Source organism: Gayadomonas joobiniege G7, from assembly GCF_000300815.1.
GTDB lineage: Bacteria > Pseudomonadota > Gammaproteobacteria > Enterobacterales > Alteromonadaceae > Catenovulum > Catenovulum joobiniege.
Window position 1 is genome coordinate 115755 of record NZ_AMRX01000007.1, and the last position, 15052, is coordinate 130806.

Here is a 15052-nt window from a genome sequence, read left to right on the forward strand (position 1 = left end):
ATATTAAAAGTTAAATGAAGCCGACACTTTAAGCGTACGTGGTTCGCTTAAAACTAAATAATTAGAGCCGGGAAAGCCACCCACAGATGCCCAGTAGTGATTATTAAATAGATTATCAATACGAGCACGTAAAGTAATATCAGTCATACCAGCAAAAATGTTGTACCGCGCGCCTACATCAAAACGGTTTGACGCGTCCACTTCCAACGAGTTGTCGGCACTGGCATATTGCTCTGAAGTGTACGCCGCACGTGCATCTAGGGTTAAACCCGGCAATTCAGTGACGTCCCATTCAACGTTCACGTTTGCTTGCACGTTAGGCACACCAATCGCCGTTTTACCATTGAGTAAACCGTCTTGTGTTTTTTTCATTTCAGCGTCAATCCAAGTAAATCCGCCGATCACTCGCAGATTATCGGCTGGCATCCCAAATAGGCTAAGTTCTAGGCCTTGATTTTGCTGCTCGCCATCCGTGCCAAATACATTATTATTGATCACAGAGGTTTGCTTTGCAGTATTAAACAAACTTACTGAGCCACCAAACTTACCCGCATCGTATTTTAGCCCCACCTCAACCTGCTCTGCTCGGTACGGGTCAAACACTTCGCCGGCGTTTTCAACTGCTTCGCCACCACTGCTGGCAGGCGCGACATCACCCGGTAATAAACCCTCAATGTAATTAGCATAAGATGAAAACTGCTCAGAAAGCTTATACACAACCCCAACCACCGGCGTGAATTGAGACTCATCATAACCTGACTGCTCATCACCTGAGTTATAATCATAGGTATAGGTTTTAATGTTCTGATAGCGACCACCTAAGGTAACCAGCAATTTGCCATCGTTAAATGACAGCATATCGGCCAGCGCAATACTCGCAAGCTCTGTTTTTTCCGTAACCAGGGGATTATTCAGGTCGCCCCCCACAAAGGCATCTGCTACCGGCATTTCAGCGGTTTCTGGGTGATAAAGGGTACCAGCATCAAACCTTGCAAAACTTGAAAACGCATAAGCATTTTCCGCTTCAAGCGAAAACACAGACGCAGATGAAATTAACGTATGCCCAACCGGCCCCGTTTTAACGTCAATATTAATCCCAATTTCGCCTGATTCTACGTCTTCGTTGCGTACATTATCAAAACGGTACGCTCTAATATTCCCGTTATCTTGGAGTGTCGGATTGGCAAAACGGTTTTTTTCTTCGCCGTTTCTAAAACCATAGGCTGCCCAGCCAGTGACTTTGTCGGTAAAATCATACTCACCACGCACGGCACCAAATAACTGCCACTCATTTGAGTATGTCCAGTTTTGGGCAAAATTAGTCTCGCTATCTGGTGCTTCATAAATAATATTTGACGGTGTGACTGCCGGACGCGGCGCATCAACTTGATGGTCTTGAAAGCCCAAATCGAGTGAAACTCTCAAATTTTCATCTTTGTGATCTAGACCAATAGATGCAACACTTAAATCGCGATCCTGATTTTCAACTGATGTTTCACCATTACGTTTGACTAGATTAGCGCGTATCCCTGTACTATTGTCTTGCTCACCAAAACGACGGCTGACGTCTACAACGCCGTAAACATGCCCCTTTGCTTCGTATCCCAAGGTGATACGGTTAAGCGGATCTTCTTCGGCGCGTTTGGGTACTATATTGACGGAGCCACCTAAACCACTACCACCCGGAGAAGCACCGTTTAAAAAAGCACTCGCCCCACGGAATACTTCCACCCGCTCTAATAATTCGGCTGCCACATATTGGCGAGGTAAAATGCCGTATAACCCATTGTATGTCATATCATCTGAATATACAGGAAAACCGCGCATCACATAAAGCTCTTGAAAATTACCAAACCCTTTAGCAACACGTACAACAGGATCGTTTTGCAGCACGTCAGCAACACTTTTTGCTTGCTGTTCACGAATCAGTTCAGCCGTGTAGTTTGTGCTGTTAAAAGGTGATTCCATCATGTCCAAATTACCCAATATGCCAGCTCGGCCGCCTCGGGAAACTTGACCGCCTGCAAAACTATCACGTAAATTAACTTGTGATGCTGTCACTGTGATATGTTCAATCGCCTGATCTTCGTCTAGCTTATTTTGCTCTGTTTGCGCGTGGGCGGGGATATTTGCGCTCATGAAAGCAGCGATGACAACTAGAGTAATTTTAGGTGAGTTCATTGAGACTCCGTATCAAAAAAAGAGCTAAGAATATTCATATTCGCATATGATAACCGTTTTCATTATCACCCTCAATCACATTGTGGTGTGTACAAGTTTTTCCATTTAAACATGCAGTTATTGAGGAGAGCCGTGCTAATGAGTTCAGCTAGCTGACAAAGAGAGTTATGATAAAATTCTACGAATGATGGGTTTTGAAATGGTGGCCCCACCTGGACTCGAACCAGGGACCTAACGATTATGAGTCGTGCGCTCTAACCAACTGAGCTATAGGGCCATTTTGTGTTTAAGCTATTTTATTTTCATCCTTGAAGGTTCATTCCCGTTCGGTCATCCACGACCTCACCTTCAGGACTTTCGGCGTGACTTTAAGTCACCCCTCATGAACCGCCCTTCAGCCAACTGAGCTATAGGGCCATTTTGTGTTTAAGCTATTTTATTTTCATCCTTGAAGGTTCATTCCCGTTCGGTCATCCACGACCTCACCTTCAGGACTTTCGGCGTGACTTTAAGTCACCCCTCATGAACCGCCCTTCAGCCAACTGAGCTATAGGGCCATTTTGTGTTTAAGCTATTTTATTTTCATCCTTGAAGGTTCATTCCCGTTCGGTCATCCACGACCTCACCTTGTTAAACAAAACGAGCATTGTTATACATGCCGTTTTTTAGTGCTGCGAAGTATAATCAAGTCTCTCCCCACTGTCACTTTTTTTTCTTAATTTTTTGTTTAAGTGATTATTTTTTCTTCACTAAAACAAAAAAGCCTCTTTAAAAGAGGCTTTTTTAATCAACCGATAAAAACGAACTACTCATCTAAGAAGCTGCGCAGTTGCTCAGATCGTGATGGATGGCGTAATTTACGTAATGCTTTGGCTTCAATCTGACGGATACGCTCACGTGTCACATCAAACTGTTTGCCAACTTCTTCTAACGTATGGTCGGTATTCATATCAATACCAAAACGCATTCTAAGTACTTTAGATTCACGCGCAGTTAATCCAGCTAAAACGTCTCGAGTCGCGTTTTGCAAGTTTTCAGAGGTTGCAGAATCAACCGGTGAACTAATAGTGCTGTCTTCAATAAAATCACCTAAATGCGAATCTTCATCATCACCAATCGGCGTTTCCATAGAAATTGGCTCTTTGGCAATTTTCATCACTTTACGGATTTTATCTTCCGGCATTTGCATTTCTTCTGCCAGCTCTTCCGGGGTTGGCTCACGCCCTTTTTCTTGCAACATTTGACGCGAAATACGATTTAACTTATTAATAGTTTCAATCATATGTACTGGAATACGAATCGTTCTAGCTTGGTCGGCGATCGAGCGGGTGATGGCCTGACGGATCCACCAAGTTGCATAAGTCGAAAACTTATATCCACGGCGATATTCAAACTTATCTACCGCTTTCATCAAACCAATGTTACCTTCTTGAATCAAATCCAAAAATTGTAAACCCCGATTGGTGTATTTTTTTGCAATTGAAATAACCAAACGCAAGTTCGCTTCGACCATCTCTTTTTTCGCTCGGCGGGCTTTAGCTTCACCAATCGACATACGACGGTTAATATCTTTAATATTAACAACGCTTAACTTGGTTTCTTCTTCAATTTGCTTGAGTTTTTGTACACACCGCAAGATTTCATCTTTAAATTCGATTAATTTTGACGAATGAGGTTTATCATCAGCAATGGCTTTATCTAACCAAGCAGTTGAGGTTTCGTCGCCAGCAAATGCTCGGGTAAATTCTTTTTTCGGCATTTTGGCATATTCAACCGCATATTTGATGATAATGCGTTCTTGGGTACGCACTTTATCCATCATAGAGCGCATATGGCCCACTAACAGATCAAACTGCTTAGGCACTAACCGGAACAATTTAAACACATTGCTTAATTCGTCGATCACGGCACGTGTTTCTGGATGACTACGACCATGCGTATCCACCACTTGCATCACTTTTTCATACGCGGCCCTCAACTCAGCAAATTTTTCTCGTGCCAGTTCAGGATCTATCCCGGTATCTTCTTCTTCTTCGTCTTCGTCATCTTCGTCGTCTAAATCGTCTTTAGACAATTCAGAACCCACGTGAGTTGCCGTTGGGGACATCACTTCGTCAGATTCATTTGGGTCTATGAATCCAGAGACAATATCTGTTAAGCGAATTTCTTCCGCTTCAACTTTGTCGTATTGATCCAATAGGTAAGTAATAGCCTCAGGAAATTCTGCGACTGAGCATTGAACCTGATTAATTCCGTCTTCGATACGTTTGGCGATATCAATTTCGCCTTCGCGTGTTAACAGCTCAACGGTACCCATTTCACGCATATACATGCGCACAGGGTCGGTCGTGCGACCGATTTCGCTTTCTACCGAGGCCAACGCTTGAGCAGCCGCTTCGGCTGCTTCTTCGTCGGTGGCTGTCGTTTCGTCGGACATCAATAATGAATCTGCGTCTGGCGCAGCTTCAAATACTTGAATGCCCATGTCATTTATCATGCTGATGATGTCTTCGATCTGATCCGAATCAACGATCTCTTGCGGCAAGTGATCGTTTACTTCAGCATAAGTTAAATAACCCTGCTCTTTACCTTTCGCAACGAGCAGTTTAAGTTGTGACTGACGGTTTTGCTCCATACAGACTTCCGCTTACCTATGATATGAAAAATTTACGATGCAGTGAACTCGACATTATAGCAGAGTTTTGCAGAGAGTACATAAAGTGAAATTTTGTTTATTTGTTTAACGGGTGTTCATATTACCTCATTTTTAACAATTGCAGATATTCCTGCTTTTCTTGCTCACTAATAAGTTTCATTCGTGCTTTTGCCTGCAATAAAGCTTTCCGTTTTTGAATAAATAACGACAAAATCTTTTCCAATGCATCTAAAAATACGGTTTCAATATTTTGTTCATCAACATGGTGTTCCCAAGTTAATAACCGAGCGACAATTTTTTCATTTGCCGTACCACGCCAATGTTCTAAGATGCTGGCCGCGTTAATCGTTGGCTTTTGCAAACATACTTGCACCAGTTCGACCAAAAATCCCATGCCAGGTTCCTCCATTGCTTTTAATGCAGTGAGTTGAGCCGGCGTTAAGTGTCGCATATGCTCTGCTAGATGGGGACGACTTAACAATAATGCAACCAGCATTCGCACTGGTGTCACTTTATTTTGCCCAGTTGCATTTACTTTAGCTTGTTTTTCTTTAGCCTGCGATAAGGTATCCGGTTTTTTTGTATCTAGCTGTCGTTTTAATTTAACCGCAAGTGTTGAGCTGACAGCATGTTTGTATTCACTATCTGGCATGCTATCTATCAACGGCTGAGCCAGCTGACTCAGTTTTGAGCGCGCATACTCACCGTCATTTTCGCCGATTTGTTGGTATAAATTTTGGTAAAAAAAACTGACAAAGTCCTCGGCTTGTTCAATTTGTTGCTCAAACGCTTGACGGCCAAAGGTTTGCACATAAGAATCAGGGTCTTCACCGTCCGGCAAAAACATAAACTTTATGCGAACCCCGTCAACTAAACTCGGCAATGCATTTTGTAATGTTCGCCATGCGGCTTGTCGGCCCGCGTTGTCGCCGTCATAACAACAGACAATTTCACTGGTTGAGCGCAACATTAAACTAATTTGTTCGCTGGTTGTGGCTGTGCCTAAAGAGGCAACCGCATACTGGATACCTGCCTGATAAAGCGCCACAACATCCATGTAACCTTCTACAACCAATAAACGTTCAAGGCCACGATTTGCTTGTTTAGCTTGATACAAGCCATACAATTCACGCCCTTTTGAAAATATGCGTGTTTCAGGTGAGTTTAAATATTTTGGCGTTCCGTCACCAAGTACCCGGCCGCCAAAACCAATAAATTTGCCTCGCCTGTCTTGAATAGGAAAGATCAAACGGCCACGAAACCTGTCATAAAATGAACCTCGGCCCTCTTTTTCTATCACTAACCCAAGCGCTTTTAACTGCTCAATTTGTGCTTTGCCGCGGCCAAATTTTTTTACTAGAGCATCCCAGCTATCCAAAGCATAACCGATTTTAAATGTGGTTAAGGTTTGCTCCGACAAGCCACGCTTTTCGGCATAGGGCACTGCCAATTTACGCCCTTCGGGTGTTTGCATTAAACGAGTATAAAAGTCGGCCACTTGGGCCATCAACTGATAGTCTTGTTGGCTCTGCTGAACAACCTGCTCGTCAACAGCCCCCTGCTCCCTGGGCACGTCTAACCCCAGTCGAGCTGCTAAGTCTTCTACTGCATCGACAAATTCTAAACCGTCGTACTCCATTAAAAACGATAATGCGTTGCCTTTGGCACCACACCCAAAGCAATAATAAAATTGTTTATCAGGTGCAACGGTAAATGATGGCGACTTTTCATTATGGAACGGGCAGCAGGCCGAATAGTTTTTTCCGGTTTTTTTTAATTTTACGCGGCTGTCAATCACCTCAACAATATCGGTGCGAGCAACCAGATCGTCTATAAATGCACGTGGAATTCGTCCAGCCATGTTTGCTACTTTCAGTTATAAATAGAAACAACAAAACCGCACTAGGTGCGGTTCTGCCTGAAGCTTGACTCTAAGGTAATTAGCTATTGAGCTTGCTTTTTACCATTTGGCTGACCTGAGCCATATCTGCTCGGCCCTGAACTTGTGGGCGCACAGCATTCATGACTTTGCCCATATCCTGCATCCCCTGAGCTTGTTGCTGTTCGATTGCATTTGTCACAATCTCAGCCAATTCTTGCTCGGTTAATGCAGCGGGTAAAAAGGTTTCCAATACTTTGATTTCGGCAGCCTCTATCTCAGCTAGATCAGGACGCTCGCCTTGCATATATTGTTCAACCGAATCTTTTCTCTGTTTGACCATTTTGGTCAACACAGCCAGCACTTCATCATCTGACAGCGTTTTTTGACCGTCTACTTCCTGCTGTTTAATCGCAGAAAGTGCTAAACGAATAGTGCCTAAACGTACTTTATCTTTAGCACGCATGGCGTCTTTCATCGCATCTTTGAGCTGTTCAGTTAGTGTCATAATAAAACGTTTATCTTAATAAAGTTTTACACGACGTGCGTTTTCACGCGATACTTTTTTAGCATGACGCTTAACCGCTGCTGCTTTTTTACGCTTACGCTCAGCAGTTGGCTTTTCGTAAAATTCACGACTACGTACGTCAGCCAGGATACCAGCTTTTTCACATGAACGTTTAAAACGACGCAGAGCAACGTCAAATGGTTCGTTTTCTCTCACCTTAACAATTGGCATTAAATATCACCTCAGGATAATAATCACTTCGCTTAGATTAAAATTTAAGCGGTTCTACTAAAAAATGGTGCGCAATTCTAATCCAATTTACAGAGCGATGTAAAGTTATTGATGACAAAAACTGGTTAATTTCCGTTAAGCCAGATAAAATGCGCGCCCATTATCTTCAGGCAGAGGCAATTTATGCGAATTTTAGGTATCGAAACCTCCTGTGATGAAACAGGTATAGCTGTATATGACGAACAGCAAGGTTTATTAAGTCATCAATTATACAGTCAAGCAAAAATGCACGCAGACTATGGTGGTGTAGTGCCAGAATTGGCTTCGCGCGATCATATTCGGAAAATTGTCCCGCTCATCGAGAGATGTCTCGCAGACGCTGATACCGACAAAACACAAATTGACGGTATTGCTTATACCTCAGGCCCTGGCTTAATTGGCGCTTTATTAGTGGGCTCAACGGTTGCCCGTGGATTAGCGTTTGCTTGGCAAAAACCCGTCATCGGCATTCATCATATGGAAGGCCACCTGCTCGCGCCTATGTTAGAAGACACTCAAGCAGAATTTCCGTTTGTTGCATTATTAGTTTCTGGTGGTCACTCGCTGCTAGTTGAGGTTACAGCCATCGGTGAATATCAGTTACTCGGCGAGAGTATTGACGATGCGGTAGGTGAAGCATTTGATAAAACAGCCAAAATTATGGGGCTAGATTACCCAGGTGGGCCTAGATTGGCTAAATTAGCAGAACAAGGCCGTCCTGGGCGCTATAAGTTCCCTCGCCCAATGACAGATCGCCCAGGTTTAGATTTTTCATTTTCTGGTTTAAAAACTTTTGCCGCCAATACCTTAAGAGATAGTGATCAAAGTGCACAAACGTTAGCTGATATTGCCTACGCCTTTCAGGAAGCAGCCGTTGATACCCTAGTGATAAAATGTAAACGTGCGCTGAAACAAACCGGCCACAAACGACTCGTGATTGCTGGCGGTGTAAGCGCGAATACTTTTTTACGCTCACAACTAGATAAGTTGTTAACCAGTTTAGGTGGACAGGTATATTATCCCCGCTTAGAGTTTTGTACAGACAATGGCGCTATGATTGCCTACGCTGGCCTACAACGTCTAAAAGCAGGCCAAGCAGATACTAACTTAAAAGTTCGCCCACGATGGCCGTTAACTGAATTAGAGGCCCTTTAACATGCAAATAACGGCATTATTAGAACCGATAAATTCGTTTTTGTTATGTCCGACACCAACGGCTTGGATCAACGAAGCAAAAAAGCCTGAAAATTTATCTCTGTTATTAACCGATCATATGATTTGTGAGCTTAAAGCCGCACAAACCGCAATGTGGTTGATCCGAAAATATGCCGTTGACCAGACAAGCGGCGATATTTTGTTAGCCTGGCTGAAACCCTACGAAGATTTCGTTTATCGGAAACAAGGTAATTTAACCTCGCTAGCCGATAAAAATCGTTTAACGAAAAATATTAAAGTTGCTCAAAATACACCTTACAGTCAAGATCTTGTTGATAAAATGGTGCTTTTAATTAAAGAAGAACTACATCATTTTTATCAAGTATTAGAGATTATGCAGGCGCGCGAAATTCATTACGATAATATCACCGCGGGCCGTTATGCAAAAGGAATGATCCGTCACGTTAAAACTCATGAGCCAGAAACTTTAACTGATAAGCTGATAGTTGGCGCTTACATAGAAGCCAGATCTTGTGAGCGTTTTGCTGCCTTGGCCCCCTTCTTGGACAGTGAGTTAAATAAGTTTTATGTCTCTTTGCTGCGCTCAGAGGCGCGTCACTATCAAGACTATTTAACTTTGGCACAACAGATAGCAAATGATCCCCTGAGCGAACGAATTAAGTATTTTGCCAGTGTAGAGGCAGAGTTAATTTGCACACCTGATCGAGTCTTTAGATTTCATTCTGGGGTTCCAGAAACAGCGACCCAATAAAACCTTACAATTTAAATGGTTTTAATAAAATACTAAGCTATACTCATCGAATTCATGTTGGGGTTTACGTTGAGGAAATTGCTTTATTATGTCTATTGTTCGTCAAGAATCAGTTGCACAAGCCAAAACACTTGCAACCCGCGCCTTTAATTTATTAGATGAATGGGCTGTACCTGCTAATCCGCAAAATTATGCCGTTGCGTACGAAATTTCACGCGGCCAGAACAGCGCATTAATCCACAGCCTTGAGAACTTGCTCAACAATGGTTCAAAACCTGATAACTATTGTTTAGAACAATGGCAGTTAAAATTTTTGGCTGGTGTCCAGCCAGAGCAAGAAAAGCTCATGCGTGGACTAAGTTTTATAACCGCCAAACTAAAACAAGACTTAGATGGCAGTGATCACTCAGTCAGCGAATTTATTAAACAACTGGATGCTGGTTTACAAGATTTAAAAAATGAACAAAGCGACGAAACCGAAAACAGTGTCATCATTTCTGTCATTAAAAACCTAGTTACTGCATCTCAAACCGCATTAGCGGAACAAAACCTTTTATTAGAAAAATTGCAAACCTCCCAAGCCCAAACCACCAAGTTAAAACATCAGTTAACTGTGATCCGGCAAAAAGCTTATACCGACAATTTAACGGGTCTGCTCAATCGCCATGGCCTAGATACTTACATAGATAAAATTAAACAAAGATGCCGTTTATCTGCGCTAGTGATAGATATTGATCATTTCAAACGCATCAATGATGATTTTGGTCACCCTGTTGGCGATCAGGTTTTAGTGCAAGTTGCTAAACAATTGCAACAGCATAAACCAGCCAATACAAAAGCGGTTCGTTATGGGGGGGAGGAGTTTATCTTGTTATTTGATGATACCGACTTAAAAGCCGTGCTGGCGGTTGCAGAAGCGATCCGCCAAAAAATTAGCAAACTCAAATTTATTGTTGGCAAACAAAACCGCCCTCTACCGCAAATAACCGTCTCAATGGGTTTTGCCAAACAGCAGAGTGAAGAAACCTTTAACCAAGTCCTCATGCGTGCTGACAAGGCCCTTTATCAAGCAAAAAACAATGGCCGCAACCAAGTCTGCTGTGCATTAAGTTAGACTCATGTATACTGGCGGCTTTAGTTTGTTAAAGCCGTCATTAATCCATGCAAAAATTTATCTACCGGCCCCCGATTGAAGGTCCTAAAATCCTTTATCAAGATCAAGATATTCTGGTTGTCAACAAACCTTCTGGCTTATTATCAAATCCAGGCCGCGCTGCCGAAACTCAGGACTGCGCCTTAACACGGGTACAAAAAAGCAATAAAAACGCTATCTTAATCCACCGCCTGGATTGCGAAACCTCGGGTATTTTAATATTTGCATTAAATAAAGCAGCCGAGCGACATCTCAAAATTCAATTCCAAGAACGCCAAGTTAACAAAACCTATTTAGCCTTGGTCGATGCATGCCCAAACGTGCATCAAGGTCGTATTGAACTACCTTTGACCGCCGACAAAAACCAGATCCCATTGCAAAAAGTTGATATTAAACAAGGTAAATCGGCCATTACCGACTACCAAGTACTATGGACAGATGGCCGAACGAGTTTATTAAAGTTGCACCCATTGACGGGTCGAACCCACCAGTTAAGAGTCCATTTAAAAAGCTTGGGGCATACAATATTAGGTGATAACTTTTATGCCAGCGACACGATAAAAAACGCAAAAAAACGCTTATGTTTACACGCCAGCGAAATAAAATTTACTCATCCCAGATCAAATAAATTAATGCATTTTCTCTGCCCAGCAGACTTTTAACGGGCCACCTTGAGCTCTATTTTTTCCATTAACGAAGTGGCTAAATTATTATCATAATAAGCCGCTTCATTAACAAAAGCAGGGTAAACGGTTTTATCGCCTTGATATGGGATCACTTCTCCGTCAAAGGTAATAAACAAAGGTTCACCCGGTTGCAAAGGTTTAAAGTCGTTATCTTGTACATGTTTGTGAACCATGCCTATTCTTTCACCCTGTTCATTTACCGGCAAAGTTAAACTTTTTAAATACCGGTAGGCAGCAACCGTTTTCGGTAATTCAGGCAGTTGATTATTATTATACAATTCAACAAAATCCAAAATGAGTTGCGTCATTTTTTCACTTTTTTCAAACACATCATGCCGCAAGACTGACTGAGGTACGGGCCCCACTTCCACAATAACGCCATAACGCCCTATCGTACATAAAAGTTTATGTTCATCGTTTGCTTTGTCATCTTCATCACAAAAAACGATTACTTCAGGCATCTGCATGCTCACATAAGCAGCTAGTTGATTATAAAAAGCACCTTTTTGCGGCAACAATAAAGTAGGTCCCATCTGGCTAGTTGTAGTATGTAAGTCGATGATTAAGTCTGTTTTTGAATTGCCTTTTGGACCTAATTGCTGATTAATCACTTTTGCACGGCTTTGCTCATACCCGCCGAGTGCCATGTTTTCCAGATCATGTTTTGCAAACTGGCGATTTAAATCTTGGTCGATATAACGTCGGTTATTCGTATACGCTTTCGGGTTGGCGTGAACTAATTGAGTGCTGATACTAGTGCGCTGAATCAGTGCCTGGTTTTTCTGCCACTTTTTGTGTAAATATACCCCTGTGATCTCATTGCCATGAGTCCCACAAACAACTGCAACTGTTTTAATCGTCATATCGGCGTCTCGCTAATTCCTGATGTGGGTTATGTTACCTTTAGTTGCTATTAAATCCAATCATAGAAAACACAAGTTCAATAGATAACTTGGTGATTTTTAAAACTATGTGTTAATGTTAATTTAATTAATTTAATGTGTCTGTGCCTAATGCGATCTGTACCGCCTGATGAAAACCCACAACTGAAAGTTCTGATCGAAAAACTAATCGACAGTTATAAAACATCTCTTTTTTCAGAAAAATTTAAACAGCTCACGAGTCAATTGACCACTGCCGAAGCGTTTTACATTAAACAAGAGCTGGCTAGGCTATTCAAACCCGCACTTCGCACCATAGATATGTCGCGTTATTCACAATATGACGTGTTTGAATTTGACTATAATGGCCGTCACTTTTATTTAGATGAAATAGGCAAACGGATTTTTTTACAACAAGCGTCTCGTTTTTCTGACCAATATACCCAAGGTGTTTACGAAGCCGTCAGCAACCCAAAGTATTATGCTGAATTTGAAAAAGTGTACATTTATGAGCAAAATGTCAAACGTTTCAGACTTGAGCTAACCGAATTAGGCCGTACAGGTAAGCGTCTAGAAGAGCGCCTATTTTGTGCCAAACCCGTCACTATCATTCGTCAGGATGGCAGTGAATTAAAAGCAATGACTTCAAACATTTCCCGCAACGGCTGTTTATTACGTGTATTTCCTTTTGCTGCACTGAACCAAGATGAAATATTTCAAATTAGTTTTTATTCATTAACAGAGCACTTTTCACTTTCACAAGAACCTAAACCCTTGTATCAAGTTAAGTTTTTAGCGCCAATGCCGGATCCGGATGGTGGCCAAAAAGTTGGCGTTCAGCTTTTCGAAAAAGACTATGAATGGAGTCAGTTTTTAGATCGTTACGTACTCGATAATAAATCTACCTACAAGGTCGATATTAGCAATGCAAAAGCACTGGCCGAAACTCGTTTATTAGAAGAGCACTTATTGCTGTTAAGTCGTTGGTCTATGTTGTTTACAACCCGTGATACTAACGGACAAATCGCAGTCAGGTACAGCTTATCTAACCAACACAATAGCGATTTTATCAATTTATTAAAAAACTCAGATAATAGCTCAGCGCTAACAGGATTAATACAAAGGCTAGCACCGCAAATAAATACAAACAGTCAGATCATCTGTATCGTTCGTTATCATTATAAAGGTCGCTCTGATTATTTAGCTGCGTCTTTAGAACAATTGTTAACGCAACAAACCTTTGCAGCATTGGCCGCTTTTGCCGCTAAATTTGGCGAACTCAGATTTTATAGCGCCCATTTTATAGAATTAACTGAACATGACATTGAAAACATTAAATTTAATTGGTTTAAAAGCCAAATAGAGGCAGATGAAGCACTTGCACCTATCCAGCAAATCGAACGCCTCTATTGTTTTTATCCACTCGATCTTGATTTAAATACACTGTTTGAACAACCGTTAACTGAAATCGATATTAGCGAGCAAGATAAAAATAGCTTAGCTAAGTATCGCTGCCGTATTCAGCACAACAATAAACCCGCTATTTTTGATGTGTCGGGCCGTTGCCAACGCAGTGAACCTAGATATTTCTGGTCAACACCAGCGGTGGTTTATTTAAATGAAGACGAACAAATTCAAAGTAAAATAAAAGATATTTCAGAGCATGGTTTAGCAGTTGAATTGCCTGAGCTACCAAGCGACATAGCCTTGGGTAAAACGTTGGCTGTACATATCCCAGCCGTTTATAAAATCAATAAAAAATCAGAGCTCGAATGGATTTTTTATAAAATTGTCGCAATAAACGACAATCGGATACATCTACAGCTATTAAATAATACGATTAATCAAACGGCCGAGCATTTTATCGGAAAACTCATCGCTGCAAACAAAGATAAATTTAAAAGCAATGATAATACGACAAATTATACAATCTTAAATAAAGCACTCAGAATTTTATTTGTTAGTCACTACCCGTCAATTGCATTTTCGATTGGACGCAGTAAAACAAAGTTTTTAACAGCCGAACGCATGCTTACCGCGGATAGAGAAGTAAACGAACTAAAAATTTTGCAGCAATTGGGTGGTACGACTGGATCTCAAGATATCTCAGTATACCCGATATTATTCGATGGCAGTCAAAGTCCAAATTATTTACCGGCGGCCATCAAATTCACTCAGCAAAAAAAGAAAATAATAGAACGTCTGTTTTATCGTCGCCACGGAGAAGCAGAAAAAATCAAACGCAAGGATGGCTTAAGCAATGATCAAACAAGCCTTAATAATTTTGTCGAAAGCGCAGTCAGTAATGATAAATTAATTTCGTTTGCTTTAACCCTAACACCGGTTGAATTTAATCACACCGAGTGTATTGACAAAACGCTAGAATATATACGCAGTTCTAACCGCCATCAGGCGCTAAATATCCAGAGTATGGCAACGAATTTAATCGGCCTTGCAGAAGTGACTTCAAGCACTGAATTGTGGCAAAACTTGCCGCAGATGCTAACTCAGTTAAAAAAGGCCCGCTAATCTCGGGCCTAAAGAATTGCCAAAACAATTAAATTGCGTCTTCGTTTTCTTCGCCTGTTCTAATACGCACAACACGTTCAACCGACGTGACAAAAATTTTGCCATCACCAATTTTTCCACTTTGTGCGACTTTGGTAATTGTCTCAACACAGCGCTCTACTTCATCATCGGCAATCACTATATCCAAACGAACTTTTGGTAAAAAATCTACGTTGTATTCAGCTCCCCGATACAATTCGGTGTGGCCTTTTTGGCGTCCAAATCCTTTAACTTCAGTGACTGTCATCCCTGTAATGCCGATTTCTGCTAATGCTTCACGAACATCATCAAGTTTAAATGGTTTAATAATAGCTTCGACTTTTTTCATTTAAATATCCTCATT

General features: G+C 41.6%; 12 protein-coding genes and 1 tRNA gene. 5 read left to right on the plus strand and 8 right to left on the minus strand.

From position 1 onward, the window contains the following. Positions 1-3: 3 nt before the first annotated feature. The 6 genes from C727_RS0112705 to rpsU form a co-directional block, all read right to left on the minus strand. Positions 4-2181: a TonB-dependent receptor gene (locus C727_RS0112705; protein WP_017446026.1), complete on the minus strand. Its 2178-nt coding sequence runs from the start codon at positions 2179-2181 to the stop codon at positions 4-6. A gap of 200 nt (positions 2182-2381) precedes the next feature. Then, a tRNA-Ile gene (locus C727_RS0112710) sits at positions 2382-2458 on the minus strand. Positions 2459-2986: 528 nt separating this feature from the next. Further along, positions 2987-4816: an RNA polymerase sigma factor RpoD gene (rpoD, locus tag C727_RS0112715; protein WP_017446027.1), complete on the minus strand. Its 1830-nt coding sequence runs from the start codon at positions 4814-4816 to the stop codon at positions 2987-2989. Between the two features lie 121 nt (positions 4817-4937). After that, positions 4938-6698: a DNA primase gene (gene dnaG, locus C727_RS0112720; protein ID WP_017446028.1), complete on the minus strand. Its 1761-nt coding sequence runs from the start codon at positions 6696-6698 to the stop codon at positions 4938-4940. Between the two features lie 79 nt (positions 6699-6777). Further along, on the minus strand, positions 6778-7224 hold the full coding sequence (locus C727_RS0112725; protein ID WP_017446029.1) for a GatB/YqeY domain-containing protein: 447 nt from the start codon (positions 7222-7224) through the stop codon (positions 6778-6780). A gap of 15 nt (positions 7225-7239) precedes the next feature. Next, positions 7240-7455 (minus strand): 30S ribosomal protein S21, encoded by a 216-nt coding sequence (rpsU, locus tag C727_RS0112730; RefSeq protein WP_017446030.1) that lies wholly within the window; start codon positions 7453-7455, stop codon positions 7240-7242. A 183-nt stretch (positions 7456-7638) separates the two neighbouring features. Between rpsU and tsaD the strand changes: the two genes are divergently transcribed. The 4 genes from tsaD to C727_RS0112750 all read left to right on the plus strand — a co-directional run bounded on the left by tsaD (position 7639) and on the right by C727_RS0112750 (position 11236). Beyond that, positions 7639-8649, plus strand: a complete 1011-nt coding sequence (gene tsaD, locus C727_RS0112735; RefSeq protein ID WP_017446031.1) for a tRNA (adenosine(37)-N6)-threonylcarbamoyltransferase complex transferase subunit TsaD — start codon at positions 7639-7641, stop codon at positions 8647-8649. 1 nt (position 8650) lies between these two features. Continuing rightward, a complete protein-coding gene (gene miaE, locus C727_RS0112740) occupies positions 8651-9421 on the plus strand; it encodes a tRNA isopentenyl-2-thiomethyl-A-37 hydroxylase MiaE (protein WP_017446032.1) in 771 nt (256 codons plus the stop codon). 88 nt (positions 9422-9509) lie between these two features. Next, on the plus strand, positions 9510-10535 hold the full coding sequence (locus tag C727_RS0112745) for a GGDEF domain-containing protein (protein WP_017446033.1): 1026 nt from the start codon (positions 9510-9512) through the stop codon (positions 10533-10535). Between the two features lie 47 nt (positions 10536-10582). After that, positions 10583-11236, plus strand: a complete 654-nt coding sequence (locus tag C727_RS0112750; RefSeq protein ID WP_017446034.1) for an RluA family pseudouridine synthase — start codon at positions 10583-10585, stop codon at positions 11234-11236. Here the strand turns inward: C727_RS0112750 and C727_RS0112755 are convergent. Beyond that, positions 11233-12123, minus strand: a complete 891-nt coding sequence (locus C727_RS0112755; protein WP_017446035.1) for an aspartoacylase — start codon at positions 12121-12123, stop codon at positions 11233-11235. The genes C727_RS0112750 and C727_RS0112755 overlap by 4 nt on opposite strands. Positions 12124-12273: 150 nt before the next feature. Here C727_RS0112755 and C727_RS0112760 point away from each other — a divergent pair, with 150 nt between their 5' ends. After that, on the plus strand, positions 12274-14670 hold the full coding sequence (locus tag C727_RS0112760; protein ID WP_017446036.1) for a PilZ domain-containing protein: 2397 nt from the start codon (positions 12274-12276) through the stop codon (positions 14668-14670). 28 nt (positions 14671-14698) lie between these two features. Here the strand turns inward: C727_RS0112760 and glnB are convergent, their stop codons facing one another. Beyond that, positions 14699-15037: a nitrogen regulatory protein P-II gene (gene glnB, locus C727_RS0112765; RefSeq protein WP_017446037.1), complete on the minus strand. Its 339-nt coding sequence runs from the start codon at positions 15035-15037 to the stop codon at positions 14699-14701. Positions 15038-15052 lie beyond the last annotated feature (15 nt).